Below are 23,282 nucleotides of genomic sequence, written 5' to 3' on the forward strand. Positions count from 1 at the left end.
CGGACAGCGCCCGCGCCGCGCCGAAATCAGCCGGCGCGCGACAAAGGGCGCTGGGCCTCGCGCGGCTCTCGGAAAACCGAGTCCGTTCATGTAGGCTTGAGCGGCCGCCGTGACCCCCGACCGCACCGCGCAGCTCCTCGCACCGCTGGCCCAGCCGGGAGAGCTCATCGCAGCCAAGTACCGCGTCGAGCGGGTCGTGGCCATCGGCGGAATGGGCGTCGTGCTCGCGGCGCGCAACGAGGATCTCGACCAGAAGGTCGCCATCAAGATCCTGCGCCAGGACGCCCTGTCGAACCAGGAGGCCGTCACGCGCTTCCTGCGGGAGGCGCGGACGGCGGCGCGCCTCTCGGGCGAGCACGTCGCGCGCGTGTTCGACGTCGGCACCACCGAGACCGGCGTGCCCTTCATGGTGATGGAGTTCCTGACCGGGCTCGATCTCCAGCAGGTCATCGATACCCACGGTCCGCTGCCCATCCAGGACGCGGTCGACTACGTACTGCAGGCCCTCGAGGCGGTGGCCGAGGCGCACGCGGCCGGCGTCGTCCACCGGGACATCAAGCCTTCGAATCTGTTCCTCGCCGAGCACGCGGACGGCACACGGCACATCAAGGTCCTCGATTTCGGCATCTCGAAGGGGCAAGGCCTCGACTCGCCCGCGGAGCCGGGCCTCACGTCGACGAAGCAGGTGATGGGCTCGCCCGGGTACATGTCGCCCGAGCAGATGATGGCGCCGAGGACCGTCGACGGGCGCGCCGACGTCTGGTCGTTCGGCGTGCTGCTCTACACGCTGGTGACGGGCGAGCCGCCGTTCCAGGGCGAGACGGTCGCCGCGGTGATGGCGAACATCCTGCACCAGCCGGTGCCGCGGCTGCGCGACAAGCGCAGCGACGCGCCCGCCACCCTGGAACGGATCGTCTCGCGCTGCCTGGAGCGCGACGTGAGCGAGCGGTACACCAACGTCGGCAAGCTCGCGCAGGCCCTCGAGCCGCTCGGATCGAGCTTCGCGAAGCTCTCGACCTCGCGGATCCAGAGCGCGATCGGCGCGGCGTCGCCGGCCGGACAGACGCTGCTCAACTCGAGGGCGGCCGAGGACAGCGACAGGCTGTCCGGCGCGTCATGGTCGCACACGAGCAACCGGCGTCGCTCGCGGCGGCGGCTGCTCGTCGCCGCGGGTGTGGCCGCGCTGCTCACCGGCGTGGCCGGGGGGGTCGTGTGGCTGCTCGCCACCGTGCGCGTGGCGCCGGGAGCGCCGAGCGCCGCCGCGTCGCACGCGCCCGAGCGCGCCGAAGGCGACGCCCTCGGCTCCGGATCGCCCGCAGCGGCGACGAGCGCGCCTGTCGCAGCGCCGGCCGTGGCGGCCAGCGCCACGACGGACGCATCGAGCCCGGCGGCGCCGCCTCCTGCGCCGAGCGCGGCCCCCGCGGCCAGCGCCGCGACAGGCGCGCGCCCGACGGCGACCGCCGCCGGAGCGCCGCAGAAGCCAGGCCACCCGCCGAGACCGCCGAGGTCGATCAGCGAGGACGATATGCTGAGGAGCCGCCATTGAGATCGTTACGAGCGCGACACGCGGGCGCATGGCTCGCGCTGCTCTGCGGGACCAGCCTGACCTCTCCGCTCCTGGCCCAGCCGACCGCGGCGGACAAGGCGCTCGCCGAGGGGTTGTTCCAGGACGGCAAGAAGCTCATGGACGAGGGCAAGCTCCAGGAGGCGTGCCCCAAGCTCGCGGAGAGCCAGCGCGTGGATCCCACGGTGGGCACGCTGCTGAACCTGGCGGTCTGCCACGAAAAGGAGGGCAAGACGGCCAGCGCGTGGGCCGAGTTCACGGAGGCGTCCGCGCTCGCGGCGAGCGCCGGGCAACAGGATCGCGCCCAGTTCGCGGCCAAGCGCGCGTCCGAGCTGGAGGCCAGGCTGACGCGTCTCGTTTTGGACGCGACGCAGGCGACGCAGACGGCGCCGGGGATGGTGATCCTGCTGAACGGCAAGGAGCTGAGCGCCGCCGCGGCCGCTGGCTCGGGCATCCCCGTGGATCCGGGGACGGCCACCATCGAGGCCAAGGCAGCCGGCAAGCAGCCCTGGTCGCAGCGGGTGACGCTCGACCCCGGACCCAGCACCACGCGGGTGACCGTCCCGCCGCTCGCGGACGTCGCCGTTCCGGCGGCGAAGGCGGCTCCCCCTGCCCCGCCGCGCCCGCCGCCGACCCGTCCGGAGGCCGCAAAGCCCGAGGCGGCCGGCAACCCGATGCGGACGCTCGGCTTCGTCGCTGGCGGCGTCGGCATCGCCGGGATCGGCGTGGGAGCGGTGTTCGGGGTGATGACGATTCAGAAAGCGGGGGATGTCGAGGAGGGGTGCAGCGGCAGCTTCCGCTGCAGCCGCGCGGACGTCGAGGCGAACGAGAGCGCCCATACGACCGCGATGGTCTCGAACATCGCGCTCGGCGCCGGGCTTCTGTGCCTCGGGGCTGGCGTCGCGATGGTGCTGATGTCCCCTCGTTCGCCCGAGAACGCTGCCGCGGTCGAGCGCGTGTGGGTCTCGCCAAGCGTCGCTTCGGATGGGGGGCGCGTGGTGCTCGGAGGCCAGTGGTGATGCGAAGCTCGACGTGCTCTGCCGTGACGCTGGCGCTCGCCGCGCTCGCGCCGGGCCTCACCGGCTGCGCGAAGATCGCGGGGCTCGAGGATCGCCAGGTGCTCCAGCTGATGACGCTCGCCGAGAACCAGGCGGAGCCTCGCGCCATCGCGCTCGACGACGAGGCGATCTACTGGATCAACGGGCGGAGTGACGGGACCCAGGGGAGCTCCACGGGCGGCGCGCTCCGGAGGCAGATCAAGGATGACTGGGCGGTCACCGATCTGCTCGCGCCTTCCAGCGAGGTGCCCGACGCGATCGCGCTGGACGCGACGCACATCTACTGGTCGAGCTCCGACGCCGACTTCGAAGGGCCCTGCGACTCCGACGCGGGGGGTGATAGAGACAAGCTGTGGAAGCTACCGAAAGCAGCGCCGGTTCCCGCTGCTGGCGGGGAATCGCTGTGGGCTAGCTGCGGCGCCGCATTGGCGATCGCGCTGAGCGCCGACAACGTCTACAGCGCTCGGCCGGGCGCGAACCGCATCACCTGGGTGCCCAAGCGAGGCGGCAATCGAACGAATCTGACGCAGGGCGGCAAGCCGCTCGGCGTCGCGACCGACGGCACCCTCGTCTACTGGACCAATCCCGAGAATATGACGATCTCGGTCATCGACACGAGCGGTGATGCCCCCGAGAAGGAGCTCCTCTCGGTCCCCGAACCGCCGGGGCCGCTCGTGCTGGACGAGGCCAACCTCTACTGGCTCACCGGAAACAACGTCATGCGGTATTCGCGGAGCGGATCGGACGGAGACGTCGCGGCGCCCCTCGCCGACGATGGGCTACCGAGCCCTCCGACGGGGATCGCCGCGTATGGCGACTACCTTTACATCACCGTCAAGGCGTCAGAGAGCGTCTACCGGATCCGCAAGGACGGCGCCGGCACGCTGGATTTGATCGCGGCAAATCAAGGGGGCCCGTCGGGCATCGCCGCGGACGGGACGGGCGTTTACTGGACGAACACCGATTCGGGGGAGATCGTCAGGTTCAACGACGAGTGACGCGCGGCCGCCGGTCTGACGGACGCGTCGCCCGGACCGCTGGGCCCCCTCGGCTCAATCGATCTGCAGATGGTAGTGGGGCGGCCGCGACTCCTCGAGCGCGAACACGCCCCCGACCTCGTCGACGCCCTCGAGGAAGGCGCGCTTCTCGGCGGGCGTCATGTCCCGGTTCCGGATGTCGACGGCGCCCTCCCGGAGGTGCGCCGAGATGAACACCCCGCGATCGATTTGTGCGCGGATCACCCGCTCGAGGGCCGCGATCGTGGCCTCCTGCGAGTGCTCGGCCGAGAGCCCCTCCTCGTAAGCGCTCTTGATCTCGCGCGCCGCCGTCTTGTCCTTGTAGAGGCCGAGGACATCGGCGCCGTGCTGGAAGAGCCCGTGCATCGCCTCGGCCTGCCGCGCGGGATCGCGCGTGCCGCTCGTGACCACGAGCTCCTTTCCTGTCCGCCGGAAGTAGGCGCTGGCGAGCTCCGCGACCTTCTGCTCCACGGCGGGCGCGAGCTCGACGCCAGGCAGGACCACGTAGCGGGGCTCCTCGTCGTCGTCCGAGGACGGCGCGTCCGACGACGGCGACGACGGGGCGCGCGCGGGGGGCTCGGCCTCGGGGGGCTCGGCCTCGCCGCTCTCCTGGACCTGCAGCGACAGCACCCTGGCCGCGGGGCCATCGGGCACCCAGAAGTCGAGCCCCACGTGCGCGCCGGGGGCGGGGACGTTCACCGGCGTGCGTGGCGTCCCGACGAGCTCGGGCGCCGACGCGACCCGGGAGGCGCAGCCTCCCGCGGCCAGCGCGAGGATGACGACGGCAGCGCGGCTGGCGCGCTGGAGAGCGGAGGAGCGCGAACGCGAACTGCGAGCCACCGGCGCCTCCTACTTCGTGATCGTGAACGAGGCGCGCGCGAGCTCCTTGCCCACCGCGTCGCTGACCGTCACCGACCAGAGCCCCGCCGCGCGCGCCTTCCGCGTGGCTGCCCACGTGCGGAAGCGCCGCTGCGCGCCGACCGCGAGGGGGATGCGCAGCGGCGCGCTCCCATCGGGCGGCGTGAAGACGACGCTGATCTCCGAGGTGGCCTGGTCCTTGTTCGAGAGCTCGACGAAGGCGTAGAGCCGGTCGATCTCCGCGCTCGCGAACGAGGTCGCCTGATCGATCGGCTCGCGGCCGGAGATGCCCTTCGAGACGACGAGCCGCACCACCTGGAGCTCGGGCGCCCGAGCGGCGCCCTCTTCCGCGACGCCGCCCTGGGCCGCGCCCCCCGCGGTGCGCGCCTCCTGGGCCGAGCCCGACCTGCGGCGACGCTCTCGTGCCGGGCCGCGGGCCGCGCGCGGCGCCTCCGCCCCGCCGAGGCGGTCTGCGTCGCCGCGGCCCTCCTCGGGGGCCCGGGCCGCCGCATTCGATCGGGCCTCGCCCGGCGCGGCTGCGTTCGCCTGCCCGTCAGCCCCGTCGCCCGGCCTCTTCTCGGCCGCGCGGCTCAGCGCGGGGAGCTCTTCCCGGGCGATCCGCGCGATCGCCTCGCTCGAGTCGCTGCAACCGAGCGCCGCCCCGCCGAAGGCGGCGGCGAGCGCCAGCACCATGGTTTTCCGCGTCGTTCCCCGGGTGTCCACACCGACGAGGTGCCACGATTCAGCGGAGGGGGCGAAAAAACTGCAGCCCAGCGGCAGCGACCCCGCGGCTCACGCCGGTATCACGAGGCATCGTCGCCGCGAACCGGACGCGGGGTTCGGGGCGCTGCGGGACCTCGCGGCTCGAAGATTCCATCAGGAAATTCCTGATGTACAGCAGACAGGCGCTGCGGCGGGCGCGTCGCTCCGGTGGACACGCATGCCCGCAAGGCACCTCGCGGCGCCCGGGTCAGTGCTTCGGACGGGACAGGCGCGGACCGTTTGTCGACTCGCCCTCTGGCGTGGGAGCGAAGCTGGTGATCGCGCTGTCTTCGATCATCAGGATGAGCAGGCCTCCGCTCGCGCCTCGTGCCGTCCTCGCCCGGGATCCCTGGCTTGTCTCCCGCGACGAGTGGTCCGAGCTCTCCGCTGCGATCCGCTTCATCTCCAACTCCTTCAAGACTTCAGCCCTGCTGTTCACGCCCCGGCTGGCCGACTTGCGTGGACTGCCATGCACCGCGTCTGGGGCGAAAAACGAGCCGGGCGCGAGAACGCCGATGTTCCCAGAATAGTCACGGATTCGACTCAAAATCATCCGGAAAGCGCCACGACTTGTGATTTCTGTCCGGTTCTCTCCGGCAGTCTCTCCGGCAGAGGCTCAGGCGTCGGTTTCCATGTCCATGGGGATCTATTGGGATTTCATCGAGATTTCATCGGGAGATCGCGCGGCGCCACGACAGCGCTCAGCGGCGGCCGAAGCCGGGCAGCTGGCGGGTTGCGGCCACCACCTCGTCGCAGTCGACACAGCGCAGGAGCCCGTCGACCGGCTCCATGCTACCGAGGCTGCCGCACTCCGGGCAGCGGTTGGCGAGCTGGTGCTTGCTCTCCTCGCAGAGCCGGTTCTGCTCCGCCTCGGCCTCCGCCTCGACACGGAAGATCTCGGCCGGCGTGCGCGCGTCTCGCTTTCGGTCGTCCATGGCGCGCAACGTATCATGTGCTCGGCGCGCCCCGCGAGCGCCGCTCGCCGCGCTCGCAGGGCGCACGGCCGCGCAGAGCCTCGGCGCCCTCGAGCGCTCACCGCGCGGACTCGATCATGCTCCGGAACGCCGACCGCGCCGACTGCACGGTCTCGTCGGGGCCGACCATCCTGAAGAACCAGCTTCCGCGATCCGGCGTTTTCACCGCCGCGCCGACGAGCCGGTAGTGGTCCTTCACCATCTCCACGGGCGACCGCTTGCGGGCGCCCGCCGGCGGCCCGATCGCGATCTTGTAGGTGCCGGCCACCTCGACAAGCTCGACCCGCATCCCGCGCACCTCGAACGACGCGCGCGTGGCCTTCGCCCCCACGTCGCCGTCGAACTGCGCGAACCACTCGCCGAAGCGCGCGTCGACGTCTCCCTTGCTCCCCAGACCGAACGAGAGGACCTGCACCTCGGCGTCTTCCTTGTCGTTCGCCGCCCTCGGCACCTTGTAGAGCGCCTTGCGCGGGTCAGCGCGCGGCACGTCGAGCGCGGTCCAGCTCCCCGGGACGTCCCACTCGAGCCGCGCGACGACCGGCGCGCTGGAGACGGCCGGCGGCGGCTCCGGCTCCGCCGGGGTCCGCGAGCAGGCCGAGGCCGCGAGCGCCATCATCGCTGCTCGAGCGAACGACACCCGGCGTGGGAGCATCGGACCGGTTCTACCACCGCGCCCTCCATCGGGACGCAGGATTTCGATACCGCGCGCGGCGCGGAACCGCGATCCTCTCCTCGGACGACGATCCGCTCGAACGGGGGACCTTGAGGGAGCGCGGAGGCACAGGGCGATGGCGCAGGGAGGGCTCCGCGTCCTCGGGCTGCCCTGCGCTCGCCGCGACGCGGAGCCCCGGCGGCGCGGGCGCTCGCCGGAGGGGCCCGGCGGCGATCCTGGTGCGGGCTCGGGTGTAAGCCATCGGCCCTGCTCACACGTAGAAGAGACGCCCCGGCCAGGGAGAGGGAGAGGAGACGGCGCGCATGGATCAGATCGGCGAGTACCTCGTTCGACGCCTCGTCGGCGAGGGGGGGATGGGCAAGGTCTACGAGGGCGAGGAGCGCCTGTCGCGCCGGCGCGTCGCGCTGAAGGTGCTCCGCCCGGAGCTCGCCAGGAGCGAGCAGGGACGCCGGCTCTTCCTGAACGAGATGCAGATCCTCGCGCACCTCGAGCACCCGAACATTGTCCGGAGCCTCGCCAGCATGGAGGCCTCCGGCGAGCTCGTGATGGTGCTCGAGTACCTGGACGGCGAGACGCTTCGCTCCGTCCTTGGCGCCGCCGGGCGCCTCCCCTGGCCGGAAGCGGTGCGGATCACGTCCAGCGTGGCGAGCGCCCTCGCGGCGGCCCACGGGCAGCAGCCGCCCGTGATCCACCGCGATCTCAAGCCCGAGAACATCATGGTGCAGCGGGACGGCGGCGTGAAGGTGATGGACTTCGGCATCGCCAAGGTCGTGGAGGTGATGAACCAGACCAACACGCAGAGCGTCGGCACGCTGCAGTACATGAGCCCGGAGCAGATCGACGCGCGCTCCATCGATCACCGCTCGGATCTCTACTGCCTCGGGCTCATCCTGTACGAGGCGCTCTCCGGCAGCCCGCCGTTCCAGTCGGCGTCGCCGCGGGAGCTGCTCAACCTGCAGTGCACGGCGGAGCCGCCGCCGCTCAGCGACGACGTGCGGAGCGGCCTGCCGCGCGGCGTCGAGCAGCTGCTCTTCCAGCTGCTCGAGAAGGCCCCCGAGGATCGGCCGTACCTCGCGCAGGACGTCGTGGATCGGCTTGAGCCGTTCCAGACCGCGACGAGCGCGCCGCTCCGCACGGCGAGCGGGGAGCGCGCGGGGACGGCGGGCGCGCCGCACGGCACCGGAGATCGCGGCCGCGCGAGCACGCCGCACCGCGCCGGGGCGCGCGACCGTGGGAGCGAGCCGCGCCGCACGGACGACCGCGCGAGCTCGCCGCGCCGCACGGACGACCGCGCGAGCTCGCCGGAGCGCCCAGGGGACAACGACCGCGCGAGCGCGCCGGAGCGCGCCGCCGACCACGACCGATCGAGCTCGCCGAGCGCCGCGCGTGTCATCGGCGGGGCTGGCGCGCCGCGCGCCGACACGATCGCGCTCGTCGAGCAGCTCGACCGGACGCGCGACGTCCCGACCAGGCTCGCGATCGCGATCATCGTGACGCTGTCGGCGCTCGCGGGCCTCGGGACCTGCGCGCTGCGCTCGACGAACGGCGCGCCGGAGCCGCCCGCCAGCGCCACGACGGCGGCCCCGCCGGAGGGGGCGCGGTGAGGCGAACGTCGCCGGAGCAGGCGGGTTACACGGAAGGCGCGCCCCTCCCGGCCGTGGGCTGCGCCGCGCGATGGCGCTGCGGCGCGGGCGCCGGCGCAGCAGAAGAGCTGTGGCGGCTCGGCGCGGCGGACCAGGGCGCCCCGGGGGGGCCCGAGGCCGCGGCCGTCGCGGCGCGCCTCCTGTCGCTCGGCAGCGCCGGCGTCGGCGGCTTCATCGACGGCGGCGTCACCGCGCCGGTCGACGGCGAGCGCCGCGCCGCGGCGAACCCGGACGGCGCGCGCGTCTGGCTCGTGCGCAGGCTCGCGGGCGCGCCCCTCTCGGACTGGATGCGCGCGCGGCGGGGGCCCGTCCCCTTCAAGGAAGCGCTCGCTCTCGCCATCCCGGTCGCCCGTGCGCTCGCCGCGTGCGAGCGGGCCAGCTTGTTCCCCGGTCCGCTCTCGCCGGACGCGATCCTCGTGGACGACGCGGGCCGCGTGACGCTGCCCGCGAGCGCGCTCGTCGCCGCCCTCGTCGGGGCGTCGGCGAGCCGCGGCGCCGTCACGGCGTCCCGCGGCGAGGGCGCGCGGGTGTCCTCGGAGATCCCGCCGCTCTGGACGCCGCCCGCGCAGGCCGACGGCGCGGTCTGGGACAGCGCCGCGAACCGGTACGCGCTCGGGCTCGCGCTCTACCGCCTGCTCGCGGGAGAGCACCCGTTCGCGGGCGCAGGGCTGCGGCACGCGCTCGGCGAGGCCGCCCGCGGCGAGCCCCCGCCGTTCATCGAGGGCGTCGCGGCCTCGCTCCCCGCAGGCCTGCAGGGCTACGTCTTGCGGCTGCTCCATCCGGACCCGACGCAGCGACCGCCCCGTGCCGAGGAGATCGAGGACGCGCTGAGCGGGTTCCTCGACGAGCGCACGCCGGCGCTTCCGGCGCACGCCGCCCGGACCTCCCGCCGCGCGGGCGCGGCCGCCCCGGCGAGGACCGGCCCGGCGCCGCGCGAGCGCGCGCGCCTGGCCGACGCGGGCGACCGCCCCCCGCCGCCCGCGCCTGCCGGCGCCGCAGGCGACCGCCGCCCGCCGCCCGCGCCTGCCGGCCCCGCTGCGATGCTGTGGCGGCTCGCGCCGCTCGGCGCCGGCGCGCTGATCGCGTCGGCCGCGCTCGCGCTCTCGCGGGGCGCGCCCGGCCCGGCGGCGCCACGCCCGGTCGCCGTCGCCCCGGTCGCGCCGCTCGCCCAGGCGCGGACGGCGGCGGAGGACTGCGCGGCGTGCCACGGCCGCCAGGCCGTGGAGTGGCGCCGCTCGGTGATGGCGCACTCGGTGAAGAGCCCGCTCTTCAATGCGCTGGAGAGCCTCATCGAGGAGCAGGTCGGGCGCACCGTCGACTGCCCGAACGGCGCGGGCATCCTGCGCAAGGCCGATCCCGCGCGCGCCTGCCGCGACGCGCGGAGCGGCGTCGTGGTGACCGGCTCGGGCGGCGAGCACTGGTGCGTGAACTGCCACAGCCCGGCGGAGAACCTCGACGCCGCCATGCCCGCGTGGGACGGCCGCGCCGGCGGCGATGCCCGCGCGCGCCTCCCCGTGCGCGACCTGCTCACCCGCCGCGGCCTGGAGGGGATCTCCTGCAGCTTCTGCCATCAGGTGCACGGCCCGGTCGGCCCGCGCGGGCGCGCCGGGTACCAGGGCAACCCCACGTGGACATCCTTCGTGACGGGCGCCGTCTTCCCTGCGCGCCCCGAGGACGGCCGCGGCCTGTTCGGGATCGCGAACAGCGGCTACGACCTCCGCCCCGAGGAGCTGCTGCTCCCCCCGGGTCAGGGCGCGGCCGTGCGCGCCGGGCTCCAGCAGGCAGGCTCGGCTGGCGCGGTCGAGCCCGTCGTGCACGGCCGACCGTCGGCGAGCGCGAGAGCGTACCTGCGCTCGAGCGAGTTCTGCGGGGCGTGCCACGACGTCCGCCTCTTCGGCAGCGACAGCCTCGCCGCGGGGCGGGGCGAGCACTTCAAGCGGCTTCGCAACGCGTACACCGAGTGGTCGGACTGGGCGAGGTCCGAAGAGCGCGCGGGCCGCCCTGCGGCGACCTGCCAGGACTGCCACATGAGCACCTACCCGGGCGTCTGCGAGGCGGCCCCGGCGGCGGGCGCCGCGCAGGCGGCGGGAGATCCCGAGTGCCCGCCCGGCACGCGCTTCGCACCGCGAAGGCCGGGCGCGCGCCCGCGCGGCCGGATCGCGGATCACTCCACCGCTCCGGCGGACGTCGCGACCCATTACTTCTCCGGCGTGGATGTGCCGCTGTCGGACGAGTTCCCCGACGCGCTCATCGATGAGCCGTCGCTCGACGTGCACGGCATTCCGGCGGGCGCGCGCCGCCGCCGCGATAGCTTGCTCCGCCACACGTTCCGCTTCGAGCTCGGCGCCGCGCGCCGCGCCGGGGATCGCCTCGAGATCCCGGTCGAGATCGAGAACGTCGGCGCCGGGCACAAGGTGCCGGCCGGCTTCAGCCAGGAGCGCGAGTTCTGGGTTCACCTCGTGGTGAGGGATGGAGACGGGCGGGTGGTCTACGAGGTCGGCCGGATCGACCGCGCCGACGAGGATCTGAGAGACAAGGTGTTCACCCGGGTGACCACCGATCCGGAGGCGAACAACCCGTTCGCGCCGGCGGGCGCTCCAGGAGGGTTGTTCGGCGCGGACGTGCGCGACGGGCCCGATGTCCCCCTGTGGACCCCACCTCCCCGGCTCGGCGGCACCTCGTTCCGGGGGCGGGGGCTCATCAACTTTCAGAACGGGTTTCTGCGCTGTGTCCGGTGCATCGGCGTCGTGGCCGCAGACGGCACCTGCCAGCCCGGGCCCGGCCAGGGGCTGCACCACGCCGATCGGTTCGCGGACGGCGACTACGACCTGGACACCGGCGCTTGCGGCTCGAACCTGGCAGGCCAGAACGCCTTTCTGGAGACGTATTTTCCGGTCGGCGCGCTGGACGCGAGCCGCGGAGTCGTCAAGGGGCCGGACGCGATCATCGATACGCGCTCCGTGCCGCCCGGCGTGCCGATCCGGTACACCTACGAGCTCCCGACGGGCCAGCGGCGCGGCCCGCTCCGGGCCGAGGCGAGGCTGCTCTTCCGGGCGTTTCCCCCGTTCCTGATCCGCGCCTTCGCCGCGTACGAGCGGGAGCAGGCGCGGCGCGGCCTGCGGCCGACCGGCCCGCTTGTGACCGACGCGATGCTCGGACGCCTCGAGATCGTCGAGCTCGCGCGGGTCGAGGCGGAGATCCCATAACACCCGAGGTCTCCGCGACGGATTGGAGGGCGCGCGGTGGTCCGGCCGGCGAACCAGGGGACACGACATGACGGCCGACAAAAAGGGGCGAGCCCCTACCCCGGCCTGCGGGGTAAGGGCTTCGCTGTACGGGAGCTGGGTAGCTCAGCTCGCCACGCTCAGGAAGAACGTGTCATGAGATCAGGGAGGGGGCGGCGGCGGCTCGGTCGGGAGCGGCGCGGGCAGCTTGAACAACCTGCCAATCCGGGCCGGCCGCTTCGAGGGCGAGTAGTAGCTCGTCGTCGACGAGGTGACGCTCCACGTGTAGCCGAGCAGGACGTTCGTCAGCGCGTCGGCGTACACGCGGATGAAGCCCGTCCCGGCGCCCGCCGTCATGTGGCCGTCGTTGCACGTGCCCGTCCAGCGGCTGTCCGGGTACGCCGCGTTGCAGCCGTGCGACGAGTTTGTCGAGTCCACGATCGGCACCGCATACTGCGTCGTCCCCGAGTAGCGCGGATTGACCTGCGGGTTGATCACCGTCGGCGCGCCCGTGATCATCATCGTGTGCCCAGCATAGACCACGACATCATCTTCCTCGCTATCCGGATCGAGGCCAGGGTCGATCACGGCGCCGACGGCGAAGATGTCGCCCTTCTGGATGTCAATCGCCCTGTTGATGCGGCGGAAGTACGTCTCGAGCTCGGGAGGGGCCGCGCCGACCGGCGGGCTCGCGTTGATCAGGTCGAAATAGAAATTCGACGTGGGGCTCCTCATCCCCCACATGGCGAGGAAATCCTGGTCCGTGTATCCCTTCGACTTCGCCAGCGTCAGCGTGAAGAAGCACGCGGCCTTGACCTTGCCCGTCATGGCGGTCCAGTCGATCGTGCAGGGGTCGGAGCCCCACACGTCGACGGTCGCGCGATCGACGTACTCGAGGGCCCAGTCCGTGTGGTCCTTGGCGCTCGCGGACGCCGAACCAAGCGTGATGAACGATGCCGCGGCCAGGGATGCAACAGCCAAACTCGTCGTGCGCCTGCTCATATTACCTCGTAGATTTTGAATGACCTTGCATGTGCACTCAGGAACAGATGCTAGTCATTTCTTGCTGAACCCCGAAACGAACCCTGGCGCTCAAGATGCCGAGTCTAGCAGGATGGATATTCCCTATAATCGGGTTAGGTGTCAAGGTTTTTTCGGGTGCTCCATCGTTTCTTTAGCGTGCTCCGGCGGTGTCTGGTGTGGCTTGGCGGTGTCTGGCGTGGCTTGGCGTTGTTTGGCGTCTTGTGGCGTCTTGTGGCGTAATTTGGCGTAATTTGGCGTAATTTGGCGTATTGTGGCGTTTTTTAATCATGAAGTAAGACCATGTCGTCCCTCGAGACCGCGGATGCGAGGTGGTATGGAGCGACGATGTCCTGCGCTATGACCCAGGGGCCTCCCGCCGCGCCTGCTACGCTGGCGACGCGTGCCGGCGCGGGCCTCGAAATCGGCGCGGCGGCCGCGGTGCCGCGGGCCTTGCGCGGCGACCGGGAGCCCTGCTGATGCCCTCATCGGACCACACGCACGGCAGCGCGCGCGGCGTAGAATTTCAACAAAGCCACACATGGCCGCCAGGAGTCTTCGACGCCCCCTTGCTGCGGGGGCTCGACGAGCGCGCCCGACGCGAGCTCGCCGAGGCGGGAAGGCTCCTCACACTTGCTGCTGACGAGGTCGTCTATCGCGCGGGCGACGCGGGTGATGCCTTCTTCGTCGTGGCCTCCGGGCGCATCGGCCTCCACGCGAGACGCCGCGGAGACGACCGCGATACCGAGGTACGCGCCGCCGCCCAGGGCGAACTCCTCGGCGAGGAGGCGGTCGTGGGCACGCCGCGCCGGACGACCGCGGTCGCGCTCGCGCCCAGCGTGGTCGCCGAGATCCCGGTCCACCTGTTCCGCCGCGCCACGGGCCGCTCCGGCGGGGCCGAGGTCGCCCAGAGGCTCGAGCGCGCCCTGCGGAGGAGCGCGACGCGCGACCTCCTCGGCACCCTCGCCTTCACGCGCGACCTCGATCCGGAAGACACCGAGATCCTCCTGGACGCGGTGGGCCACCGGCGCTTCGAGCGCGGGCAAGCCGTCTATCGCGCCGGGGATCCGGCGACCGAGCTGTGGCTCATCGCCGAGGGGATGGTGCAGATCCAGACCGAGGACGGCGACAGGATCCATGTGCGCGCCTACCTCACCCGGGGCGATTTCTTCGGCGATGTCGAGCTCGACGAGGGCCGCAGCCGCGCCGCGAGCGCCGTGGCGAGCGGCCCGGCCACGCTCCTGTCCGTCCCATCGAAGGCGTTCGCGGCCCTCGCGCGCAAGCACCCGGACCTGATCCCTCGGCTCCGGCGCATCGCCGGCGAGCAGCAAGCGGTTCAGGAAGCGGTCGTCGCCGGCCACGCGCGCCACGTCACGGCGCACGTCTTCCGGGACCTCTACAGGCTGCAGGTCGCGCGCTCGCTGCTGGTCATCGACCTGGAGACGTGCGCCCGCTGCGGCCACTGCGCGTGGTCGTGCGCCGACGTCCACGGGGTGTCGCGGCTCGTCCGCCGCGGGGACAAGGTGCTCGCGCGCGTCGCGGAGGGAAGCGGGCACGCCGTTCGGCCGGAGGCGCCGCAGAGCCTGCTCCTGCCGAACTCCTGCCAGCACTGCGAGAGCCCGGCTTGCATGATCGATTGCCCGACAGGGGCGATCGGCAAGGACACGGGAGGTGAGGTGTTCATCCGGGACGCGCTCTGCACGGGCTGCGGCGCCTGCGCGAAGGCGTGCCCGTGGGAGAACATCGCTATCGCGCCGCGCCCGGCGTCCGCGCCGCGCCCGGGCGGCGCCGGATTCCCGGACATCGCCGTCAAGTGCGATCTCTGCCGCGATCATGACGGCCCCGCGTGCGTGAAGGCCTGCCCGACGGGGTCGATCTTCCGCATCAACCCGGCGGAGGAGATCGCCGACGTGCGCGACCTGCTCGGCGGGGCGCGGCGCGAGCAGGAGCGCGCGGCCGCCGCGCCGCGGAGCGATGCGGCGCTGCTCGCCGGGAGCGCGCTCGCCGCGGTCGGGATCGGGGCGGCGGGGCTCCTCGCGCAGGCGGATGGCGGTGCCCGCCCAGGGGAGGGCGCCGCCTGGGCGGCCGGCGTCGCCGCTGCCGCGGGCATGGCGCTGCTGCTCCTGTACGCCGTTCCGAAGCGCGCGGCGCGCTGGCTGTGGGTGCGCCGCGCGCCCGCGGAGGCCGACCGCCGCGCGCCCGCGGAGGCCGGCGACGCCGCGCCGGTGCGGAGCCGGCTGCGGCCGCACCTGTCCGGGCACCTCGCGATCGGCCTCGTCACGGCCGGCCTCGCGCTCGCGCACGCGCCGTGGCCGCGGTCCGGCCGGCCGACGCTCGGCGCCGCGCTGCACCTGGTCTTCTGGGCGACCGCTGCGGCCGGCGGCTTCACGGCGATCGCCTACCGGCTCGCGCCGCGGCGCCTCGCGCGCATCGAGCGCACCGCGGCGCTCCCCGAGGACTTCGACGCCGCCCGCCGGGAGCTCCTCGACCGCTTCTACCGCGCGGTGAGCGGGCGCAGCGACCTCGTGAAGAAGCTCGTCGAGAAGATCCTCGTGCCCTACCTGCGGAACCCCCTCGGCCCGCTCGCGCTCCTCGCCTCGGGGCGCGGGCTGGCCGAGGAGGAGCGCGCGCTGCGCGCTCGCATCGACGCGGTCCTCGAGGGGCGCGGCGCAGAGCGGCTCGCCGGCCTCTCCGAGCTCACCCGCATCGCCGTGGAGCTGCGCGCGCTGCCGGCCCAGCGCGGGCTCCTCCGCGCGCTCCGCGCAGGCCTGCCGGTGCACATCATCACCTTCGGCGTGGCCGTCGCGCTGCTCGTGCTCCACGCGATCGCAACGACGAGCGTGCCCCGATGAGCGAGGGAGGCGCGGCGCGCGCCGCCCGGGCGCACACACGGCGGTCCACACACCCACAGGCGCCGCGCGCGCTGAATCACCGGCCGCCGGTCGCACTCGCTATGAAACAGTTGCGAGGCGCAGCATTTCTTTGTGCGTCGCCGGCGGCTGCGCCCGGCGCCCGGCGCGCTCGCGGGAACCGCGCGCGGCGCGTTGCCACCGCGTTTCACGCGTCCCGCCGCGCGCGGGCGAGAGGCCTGGACTTTGCCTTCTGCGCCCAGGTACAATTTTCCCCACAGCACCCTAGTGGAAGGTGAAGAAGCCGATGGCTGGTCCCTCGACCAAGTGGATGGGAGCGCTCTCCCGATCAGGCTCCGCCGCGGTGTGGGCGCCGAGAGCGCTGCTGCTCGTCACGCTGTTTGCGGCCTCGGCGCTCATCGCCGGGGCCTGCAGCGACAATGGGATGGGCCCGCCGGGGCCGCAGGACGGGACGAGCGGGCCCGACGCCGGGACGGGCACGGGCGACCCGTGCACCGACGGCGACGAGGTGGAGTGTCACATCACCGTCGGCGAGCACGAGGGCGTGCTGACGTGCATGGATGGGATCCGGCGGTGTGAGGACGGGCACTTCGGCGCCTGCGACGGCACGATCACCATGAAGCGATCGCCGTTCGGGGCGCCCGGCGGGAGCGGCGAGAGCGGCGGTTTTCGCCCTCTCGCCAACTCGGTGGCTTCCGATGGCGGCCTGTGCGCGACCAACCCGTGCGACCCGACGTGCCAGTCGTTCGAGGAGACGCCGGACGGCGGCCCGATCGACCTCTCGTCGACCGGCGTCACGTATTCATGGTCGGTCGGCGACATCAACGAGCTGCCCGAGCCCGTGGCGCGGCAGGGGACGCACCAGCCCTGCACGACCGGCGAAGACTGCCAGTTCGACCAGCACTGCGATAACCCCGCGAGCGGCGCGTGCGCTCACGATGTCTGCGCGACCGGCGGGTCGCTCCTGTCGACCTGCAGCGGCTGCGTCACGAAGGTCTGCAACGCGCAGGCGAGCTGCTGCACGCAGACGCTCGTGCCGAGCAGCTGCGGGCATGACGCCTGTCAGACCGGCTCCGCAACCAGCATGAAAATCGGCTGCGGCGATCCGTGCATCGAGAGCATCTGCGCGGCCAACCCGCGCTGCTGCGAGATCTCGTGCAATTCTCAGTCGGATTGCTTGGCGATCTTCGGAGCCACATCAGGCTTCACTTGCAACTTCTCGCACCGCTGCATCCCACCCGCGATGACCTCGTGTCCTGCGGGAACCACCCCCTCGAACGGCGGTTGCACTGGCGTCTGGAGCTCGGCCTGCGTCAACCTCGTCGCCACCCAGTGCCCCGGCAAGACGTGCGGCGGACCGGCCCCGAGCTGGGACAACACCTGCGTGGGCCTCGCCGAGTCGATCTGCGGCGCAGACTGCAACACCGTTATGGGGTGCGCGCACGACAAGTGTTACACGGGCCCGCCCCTGAACACGGGCTGCGGGACGTGCGTCACGAATGTCTGCGCGGTGCAGCCGAGCTGCTGCCTGAGCGGGTGGACCGAGAGCTGCGTCGACCTCGTGGAGAGCGTCTGCGGGGAGACCTGCCCGCAGCAAGGCGTCTGCAAATCCTACCTGCCCGACGAGACGGACCCCGCCTGCAGCGACCCGGACCTCACGATAGGTGTGCCCTGCGGCGGGACGGTCCCCGTCTGCAACCGCGGCAACACGGCTGCCCCCGCGGGCGTCAGGATCTACGGGTACCCCGCGGGCGCGGGCCAGCTCCCCTCCTCGGCGCCGGGCCGAGTCGGGACGTGCAATCCGACCGGCGGCGCCCTCGCGTGCACGACGACGCAGCCGATCGCGCCGGGCGAGTGCGTCAGCGTCGCCGGCTGCACCGGCCTCACGGACGGGATGGAGCTCTACGTCAACCCGCCGGGCGCCGGGCAGATCACCGAGTGCCAGTGCGCCAACAACGGGAGCATCTATCAATCGGCCATGTGTGAGTCCCCGGGCTGCATCGCGACCGCCAGCGTCTCGACGGTCAGGCCGGTCACCCTGTTCGTGGCGCTCGACCGGTCCGGCTCGATGGTGATGCTGGGGACGGTCGACGTCACCAGCCAGCGGTGGACGCCAGCGAAGAACGCACTCAAGGCGTTCTTCCAGGATCCGGCGTCGGCCGGGCTCGGCATCGCGTTCAGGTTCTGGCCGCAAGACAACCCGGGCCCCTGCAGCGACCTCCCGACCTGCCAGCCCTCCGGCTGCAACCTGCCGATCGTTCCGTTCGACGGCAGCATGGCGCGGCGGTTGACGGCTGACCCGGCGCCGTTCGATCAGCAGGAACTCGCGCTGACCAGCGTGATCGACGCCACGCCCGCCAACGGCAACACGCCGATGTACATAGCGTTGGACGGCGCCACGAAGTGGGCGATCGACTACAAGATCGCCCATCCCGAGGAGGAGGTCGGGGTCGTGTTCATCACCGACGGCATCCCCGATGCCACCTCTTCCTGCACCAAGACGGCCCCCAACGACATCGCGAACCGGGCGAGGAACGCCTTCCAGAACTACGGCGTCCGCGTACACGCGGTCGGCTTCGGCGACTCGAACTCGCAGATCATCAACCTCATCGCGGATCGGGGCGGCGGGCAGGCCTACAACCTCGTCACCACCGGCACGGCATTGCAGACCGGCCTCCGCGACGCGCTCTCCTCGATCCGCGGCGACGCGCTGCCCTGCGACGTCACGGTCCCCGTCGCCGGGGCCGCGGATCCCAGCCAAGTGTCCGTCGTCCACGTGAACAGCGCCGGCGCGCAGACCACCCTGACCCACGTCACCGGGGCAGGCGCGTGCGGCGACGGCTGGTACTTCGCCGACCCGGGGAACACGCGCGTGAAGCTGTGCCCGCAAACCTGCGACACCGTTCGCGAGAACCCGGGCGGGAAGGTCCAGGCGGTCGTGCCGTGCGCGTCCACGAGCGTCACGTCCATGACGACGAGCTGGGAGCGGTACCAGGGCGTCTGCCCGCCGGGAACGAAGGTCCAGTGGGGCTTCCTGCGGTACAGAACGGCGACCCCGGGCGACTCGAGCGTCGAGTTCTACGTGCGCGCGGCCGACACGCCCGCCAACCTCGGCTCGGCGACCGTGCGGCTCGCCGCCACGGCCCACGCCACGCCGATCAACACCCAGGTGTGCGACGAGACATCGGCTCCGACGTGCGCGGTCGATCTCTTCGACGTGCTCGGGGAGCTGCCGGACGCGCGGCAGGATTACCTGGAGGTCCGGATGACGCTCAATCCGACGAGCACCGGCGGGGGAGGCGTTCAAGTGCAGGACTGGGAGATCACCTATTCATGTCCGGATACCGAATGAGACGCGGCGTCGCGGCGTTCACCCTGCTCTGCGCCGCCGCGGGCGTCGCCGGGGCGTGCGGCGGAGACGATGACAGGCGGTCGCCGCGGCCCTCGGCGTCCACGGGCGCCTCGGGCACGGCCTCCGGCGGCGCCGAGGGCGGCGGCGGCTCGGGCGCCGGCGGTGACGGAGGCGGCGGGGGCGGCGCCCCCGGCGACTGCGGGAACGGCGTCGCCGAGGTGGGCGAGCTGTGCGACGGCGCCGATCTGAGGGGTGCCGACTGCGTGAGCCTCGGGTTCGACAGCGGCGAGCTCCGGTGCAGCCCCGCCTGCAGAATGGATACCTCGCGCTGCTCCGGCGTCGAGGTCTGCCAGGACGGCCGGGACAACGACGGTAATCTCAGCGTCGACTGCGACGACGCGGCGTGCGAGGCGGCGTGCGCGGACCTGTGCGCCGCTCCCGTGGCGCTCCCGGATCCCGCGCTCGTCACCGGCGACACGACCGGCCATGCGGTCGTCGAGAGCGATTGCACGCTGGGAGCCCCCGGGGTCGCCTATACGTTCACCGCGACGACGACCGGGTTCCTCGACGTCGTGCTCACCCCGCGCACCGACGCCGCCCTCGTCGCGTTGCTGAGGGGCACCTGCCGCGACGGGACGGAGCGCGCGTGCGGCGCCCTGAGCGCCGGCGCCGACATCGACAACCGCCTCACGGTGCCCGTCCGCGCGGGCGACGCGTTCACGGTGGTCGTCACCGGGCTCGACGAGGGGCAGACCGGCGCGTTCAACCTCGCCGTGAGGAGCCGCGAGACGGTCTGCGGCGACGGGATCCAGGACCCGACGGAGGAGTGCGACAACGCGCTCGGCCAGCCGGACGATGGCTGCACCGACGAATGCCGGCTCGATGCGACCGAGGTCGAGCCGAACGACGCCCTCGCCACGGCCAACCCCCACGCCGCACCGTTCTACGCCGCCATCGATCCGGTCGACGACGAGGACATCGTGCTGGTCACGGTGCCGGACGGCCCTGTGGACCTCATCGCGGAGACGGCCGGCATCGCGGGCTCCGAGTGCCTCGAGCGCCGCCTCCACAGCGCCATCGAGATCCTGGACGACAGCGGCGCGCGCCTCGTCCTGAGCGAGCGCGGGGAGGCCGGCCTCTGCGCCCGCGCCGTCGCGCCCGGGCTCGCGGCGGGCGACTACTACGTCCGCGTGCGGGCGGGGAACGGCGCGGCGGTGCCGACCTTCCCGTACCGGCTCGACGTGACGCTCGTCCCCGTGGTCTGCGGGGACGGGGACCGCACCGCCGGCGAGCAGTGCGACGACGGCAACACGGCGCCCGGCGACGGGTGCAGCGCTGCCTGCCGCTTCGAGCTCGGCGAGACGGAGCCCAACAACACCTCCGCGCAGGCCAATCTCTATGCCGCGCCATGGTTCGCGGAGATCGCTCCGGCGGGCGACGTCGACGTGATCGCCGTGAGCGTGCCAGGGCCCCGCTCGACCCTGGCCGTGAACATCGACGACGGCGACACCGGCGCGTGCATGAACGGGCAGCTCGACACGTTCGTGCAGATCCTCGGCGGCGACGGGTCCACCGTGCTCGCCTCCGACGACGACTCGGGGGCCGGCTACTGCTCTTTCGCCTCGCTCAGCGACCTCGCCGCGGGCACGGTCTACGTGAAGATCAGGGCAGCGGACATCGTGCCTGACGCGACCTTCTTCTATCGACTGAATGTCACGCTCCTCTAGCCCGGCGGGCGGGAAGAGCCGGACCGATGCGCCGCCCGGCGGCGCCGCGGAGGAGGCGGCGCGCGCTCCCGACGCCTCGAGGACGCTCTACCGCGCCGACCTGTCCGACCCCCGCCAGCGCGCCGCGCAGCCGCGCGAGGTCGTGCGGGGGCGGGCCGCGCGCCGCGCCGAGTCGACGTCCGACGTCACCCGCTTCCACGGCGTCCTGCCGGCCACGCTGGCGGGCGCCGTCGCGACCGGGGCGGCGGCGCTGCTCTTCCCGCCCGCGGGGGGGCACGCGGCGCCGGGGCCGCTCTCGCTGCCCCACGCCCGCGCGGGGCTCGCGTGCGCGTCGTGCCATGCGGAGCAGGCGACAGAGGGCGCGCGGGAGCCCGACGACACGCGAGGGGGCCGGACGGCCGCGCGCCCGCTCGACCAGGTGTGCGTGGGCTGCCACGGCGCGCACGGCTCGACGCGCGCGAGCCACGGGCGGCTGCTCGCGAGCGGCGCGCTGCGCTGCGCCACGTGCCACCCGATCCACCGCGCCGATCAGGGGGTCGTGTTCGATCCGGCGAGACCGCCGGTGCGCTTCGCGCCGGGCGCCGAGATGGAGCTCGCGAGCTCCGCCTTCCGCCCGAGCCAGCAGGCCACCGTCCCGATCGTGACCGCCGGCAGCTGCGCGCCGTGCCACGATCTCGGCGCGCCGCGCGACCCGATCGCGCGCTGCCTCGTCGCGGCGCAGGCGCCGCTCGGCGACGCCCGGCCGATCACCTGCTTCGACGAGCACCGCCCGGCGCTCCCCGAGGGCTCCGCGCAAGGCGCGGGCATCGGCGGTATCGGCGCCGGCCGCGGCGGCATCGGCGACAGCGGCCGCCGCGCAGGCGCGGGCGCGGGCAGCGGCCCCGGCACGGGCGCCGTCCGCGGGGGCGTCTGCAGCGGCCAGCACACGGAGGATCGCGCCCTCGCGTGGGACGCAGCGCGCGACGCGGCCGCGGCCATGCCGGTCGTGACGGGCGCGGCCGCGGGCGGCGCCGCGACGCCGGCGCGCGCGCTGCTCTGGCTCGGCGCGGGGCTCGCGGCCGGCGCGCTGGCGTTCGCGGGCTCCCGGGGCCGCCGCGCGCTGCGCGACCAGCGCGCCCGGGGCGCGGGGCGCGACGCCGCGGCGGCCGAGGCGATGCTCCGCCCCGCGGCGCGCGTGCGCCTGCCCCGGATCGACACGACCACCTGCCTCGGCTGCTACGCGTGCGTCGACGCGTGCCCGTACGACGTGCTCGCCATCGAGAAGTACGTCGCGGTCGTGGCCCGCCCGGAGGCGTGCTGCGGCCTCACCCTGTGCGAGCAGCGCTGCCCCAACGGGTCGCTCACCATCGAGGGCGGCGCGCCGATCGCCGATCGCCCGCGCCTCGGCGACGACCTCGGCAGCCTCGACGTGCCGGGCCTGTACCTCGCCGGCGACGTCACCGGGCTCCCGCTCATCAAGAACGCCATCCACCAGGGCGCGCACGCCGCGACGCGCATCGCGGAGGACCTGCGGCAGGCCGGCCCGCGCGGCGCGAGCGGTCAGGAGCTCGATCTCCTCATCGTGGGCGCAGGGCCCGCCGGGATCAGCGCCGCGCTGCGCGCCAAGGAGCTCGGCCTCTCGTTCGAGGTGATCGAGCAGGGCAGCGTGGCGCAGAGCATCCAGAGCTTCCCGCGCGGCAAGCTGGTCTTCGATCAGCCGCTCGACCTGCCCATGACCGGGAAGCTGTGGCTGAAGGAGTCGACGAAGGAGGAGCTGCTCTCCCACTGGCTCCGCATCGTGCGCAAGGAGCGGCTCCCCATCCTGCAGGACACCCGCATGGTCTCGATCGCCCGCGCGACCGGCGCAGGGGCGCCCGCCGTCGACGCGACGGCCGGCGCGGGCGCGCTCGCCGATCCGCAGGCCACAGCCGGCTTCGTCGTCGTCACCGAGCCGCGCGAGGGCGGACCTCGCACCGAGCGCCGGGCGAAGCGCGTGCTGCTCGCCATCGGCCAGCGCGGGTCGCCGCGCCGGCTTCCGTTCGAGCTGTCCGCCGAGGTGGAAGGCCGGGTGTATTACCACCTCGCCGACGCGCGGAGCCTCGCCGGAAGCCGGGTGCTGATCGTCGGGCTCGGCGACGTCGCCATGGAGGCCGCCATCGCGCTGTCGCGTCAGCCGGCCACCTCGGTCACCGTCGTCTACCGGGGCGCCGGGTTCCGCCGCGGGAAGACGCGAAACATCGAGGAGTTACGAAGGCTTGCAGCCGCCTCCCGCCTCTCGCTCCTGTTCGAGACCGACGTCTCCGCCCTCGCCGCGGATCCGAGCGGCGCGCTCGTTTCGACCCTCGCGTCGCCTTCGGGGGCGCGGGCGCACCCCTGCGACGCCGTGCTCGTCCTGATCGGCAGCATCCCGCCGTGGAGCGCCCTCCGCGCCGCCGGCGTCCGGCCGATCGCGGAGCCGCCAGATCGTTCCGCGCCCGGCGACGTACAAGGCACCACGCCCGCGGTCCCCGCGCCGTGAGTCCATCGTAAGCTCGGGGGGCCCGCGCCGTTCTCTGGAGGAGC

General features: G+C 73.2%; 15 protein-coding genes. 9 read left to right on the top strand and 6 right to left on the bottom strand.

Annotation, left to right across the window (positions count from 1 at the left end):
- Positions 1-109 precede the first annotated feature (109 nt).
- Genes WME90_RS22305 through WME90_RS22315 form a run of 3 tightly spaced genes read left to right on the top strand, consistent with a single transcriptional unit; the run spans position 110 to position 3,620 of the window.
- Positions 110-1,546, top strand: coding sequence for a serine/threonine-protein kinase (locus tag WME90_RS22305; protein WP_437283191.1), 1,437 nt, complete (start codon positions 110-112; stop codon positions 1,544-1,546).
- Complete coding sequence (locus WME90_RS22310) at positions 1,543-2,583, top strand: hypothetical protein (RefSeq protein ID WP_437283192.1); 1,041 nt, start codon at positions 1,543-1,545, stop codon at positions 2,581-2,583. Before WME90_RS22305 ends, WME90_RS22310 begins: the two co-directional genes overlap by 4 nt.
- Entirely contained in the window at positions 2,583-3,620 is a 1,038-nt protein-coding gene (locus tag WME90_RS22315; protein WP_437283193.1) for a hypothetical protein, read from the top strand. The genes WME90_RS22310 and WME90_RS22315 overlap by 1 nt, the downstream gene beginning before the upstream one ends.
- Positions 3,621-3,674: 54 nt before the next feature.
- Here the strand turns inward: WME90_RS22315 and WME90_RS22320 are convergent, their stop codons facing one another.
- From WME90_RS22320 to WME90_RS22340, 5 genes are all read right to left on the bottom strand, one after another.
- Entirely contained in the window at positions 3,675-4,478 is an 804-nt protein-coding gene (locus tag WME90_RS22320; RefSeq protein ID WP_437283194.1) for a hypothetical protein, read from the bottom strand.
- A 9-nt stretch (positions 4,479-4,487) separates the two neighbouring features.
- Positions 4,488-5,189, bottom strand: coding sequence for a DUF2914 domain-containing protein (locus WME90_RS22325; RefSeq protein ID WP_437283195.1), 702 nt, complete (start codon positions 5,187-5,189; stop codon positions 4,488-4,490).
- Positions 5,190-5,466: 277 nt separating this feature from the next.
- Positions 5,467-5,661: a hypothetical protein gene (locus WME90_RS22330; protein WP_437283196.1), complete on the bottom strand. Its 195-nt coding sequence runs from the start codon at positions 5,659-5,661 to the stop codon at positions 5,467-5,469.
- Positions 5,662-5,959: 298 nt separating this feature from the next.
- A complete protein-coding gene (locus tag WME90_RS22335) occupies positions 5,960-6,193 on the bottom strand; it encodes a hypothetical protein (RefSeq protein ID WP_437283197.1) in 234 nt (77 codons plus the stop codon).
- 97 nt (positions 6,194-6,290) lie between these two features.
- The gene (locus WME90_RS22340) at positions 6,291-6,884 is read right to left on the bottom strand and encodes a hypothetical protein (RefSeq protein ID WP_437283198.1); all 594 of its coding nucleotides are present in this window, start codon (positions 6,882-6,884) and stop codon (positions 6,291-6,293) included.
- A gap of 323 nt (positions 6,885-7,207) precedes the next feature.
- Here WME90_RS22340 and WME90_RS22345 point away from each other — a divergent pair, with 323 nt between their 5' ends.
- The gene (locus WME90_RS22345; protein ID WP_437283199.1) at positions 7,208-8,509 is read left to right on the top strand and encodes a serine/threonine protein kinase; all 1,302 of its coding nucleotides are present in this window, start codon (positions 7,208-7,210) and stop codon (positions 8,507-8,509) included.
- A complete protein-coding gene (locus tag WME90_RS22350) occupies positions 8,506-11,754 on the top strand; it encodes a hypothetical protein (RefSeq protein ID WP_437283200.1) in 3,249 nt (1,082 codons plus the stop codon). Before WME90_RS22345 ends, WME90_RS22350 begins: the two co-directional genes overlap by 4 nt.
- Before the next feature lie 180 nt (positions 11,755-11,934).
- Here WME90_RS22350 and WME90_RS22355 read toward each other — a convergent pair whose 3' ends face one another.
- Positions 11,935-12,753 carry a hypothetical protein gene (locus tag WME90_RS22355; protein ID WP_437283201.1) on the bottom strand — a complete coding sequence of 273 codons (819 nt, stop codon included), beginning with the start codon at positions 12,751-12,753 and terminating at the stop codon, positions 11,935-11,937.
- 518 nt (positions 12,754-13,271) lie between these two features.
- On the opposite strand from WME90_RS22355, the gene WME90_RS22360 reads away from it, so the two are divergent.
- From WME90_RS22360 to WME90_RS22375, 4 genes are all read left to right on the top strand, one after another.
- On the top strand, positions 13,272-15,644 hold the full coding sequence (locus WME90_RS22360; protein WP_437283202.1) for a cyclic nucleotide-binding domain-containing protein: 2,373 nt from the start codon (positions 13,272-13,274) through the stop codon (positions 15,642-15,644).
- A gap of 304 nt (positions 15,645-15,948) precedes the next feature.
- Complete coding sequence (locus tag WME90_RS22365) at positions 15,949-19,014, top strand: vWA domain-containing protein (protein ID WP_437283203.1); 3,066 nt, start codon at positions 15,949-15,951, stop codon at positions 19,012-19,014.
- Entirely contained in the window at positions 19,011-20,741 is a 1,731-nt protein-coding gene (locus WME90_RS22370; protein ID WP_437283204.1) for a DUF4215 domain-containing protein, read from the top strand. Before WME90_RS22365 ends, WME90_RS22370 begins: the two co-directional genes overlap by 4 nt.
- Positions 20,725-23,238 (top strand): NAD(P)-binding domain-containing protein, encoded by a 2,514-nt coding sequence (locus WME90_RS22375; protein WP_437283205.1) that lies wholly within the window; start codon positions 20,725-20,727, stop codon positions 23,236-23,238. Before WME90_RS22370 ends, WME90_RS22375 begins: the two co-directional genes overlap by 17 nt.
- The last annotated feature ends 44 nt before the right edge of the window (positions 23,239-23,282 follow it).

It is taken from the genome of Sorangium sp. So ce375, assembly GCF_051473855.1.
Lineage (GTDB): Bacteria > Myxococcota_A > Polyangia > Polyangiales > Polyangiaceae > Sorangium.

What these genes read in the sequence shown, in the direction of transcription:
- WME90_RS22370 (WP_437283204.1), top strand. Translation starts at nt 19,011, where the DNA reads ATGAGACGCGGCGTCGCGGCGTTCACCCTGCTCTGCGCCGCCGCGGGC.
- WME90_RS22330 (WP_437283196.1), bottom strand. Translation starts at nt 5,661, where the DNA reads ATGAAGCGGATCGCAGCGGAGAGCTCGGACCACTCGTCGCGGGAGACA.
- WME90_RS22375 (WP_437283205.1), top strand. Translation starts at nt 20,725, where the DNA reads ATGTCACGCTCCTCTAGCCCGGCGGGCGGGAAGAGCCGGACCGATGCG.
- WME90_RS22365 (WP_437283203.1), top strand. Translation starts at nt 15,949, where the DNA reads ATGGCTGGTCCCTCGACCAAGTGGATGGGAGCGCTCTCCCGATCAGGC.
- WME90_RS22315 (WP_437283193.1), top strand. Translation starts at nt 2,583, where the DNA reads ATGCGAAGCTCGACGTGCTCTGCCGTGACGCTGGCGCTCGCCGCGCTC.
- WME90_RS22340 (WP_437283198.1), bottom strand. Translation starts at nt 6,884, where the DNA reads ATGCTCCCACGCCGGGTGTCGTTCGCTCGAGCAGCGATGATGGCGCTC.
- WME90_RS22325 (WP_437283195.1), bottom strand. Translation starts at nt 5,189, where the DNA reads ATGGTGCTGGCGCTCGCCGCCGCCTTCGGCGGGGCGGCGCTCGGTTGC.
- WME90_RS22360 (WP_437283202.1), top strand. Translation starts at nt 13,272, where the DNA reads ATGCCCTCATCGGACCACACGCACGGCAGCGCGCGCGGCGTAGAATTT.
- WME90_RS22335 (WP_437283197.1), bottom strand. Translation starts at nt 6,193, where the DNA reads ATGGACGACCGAAAGCGAGACGCGCGCACGCCGGCCGAGATCTTCCGT.
- WME90_RS22345 (WP_437283199.1), top strand. Translation starts at nt 7,208, where the DNA reads ATGGATCAGATCGGCGAGTACCTCGTTCGACGCCTCGTCGGCGAGGGG.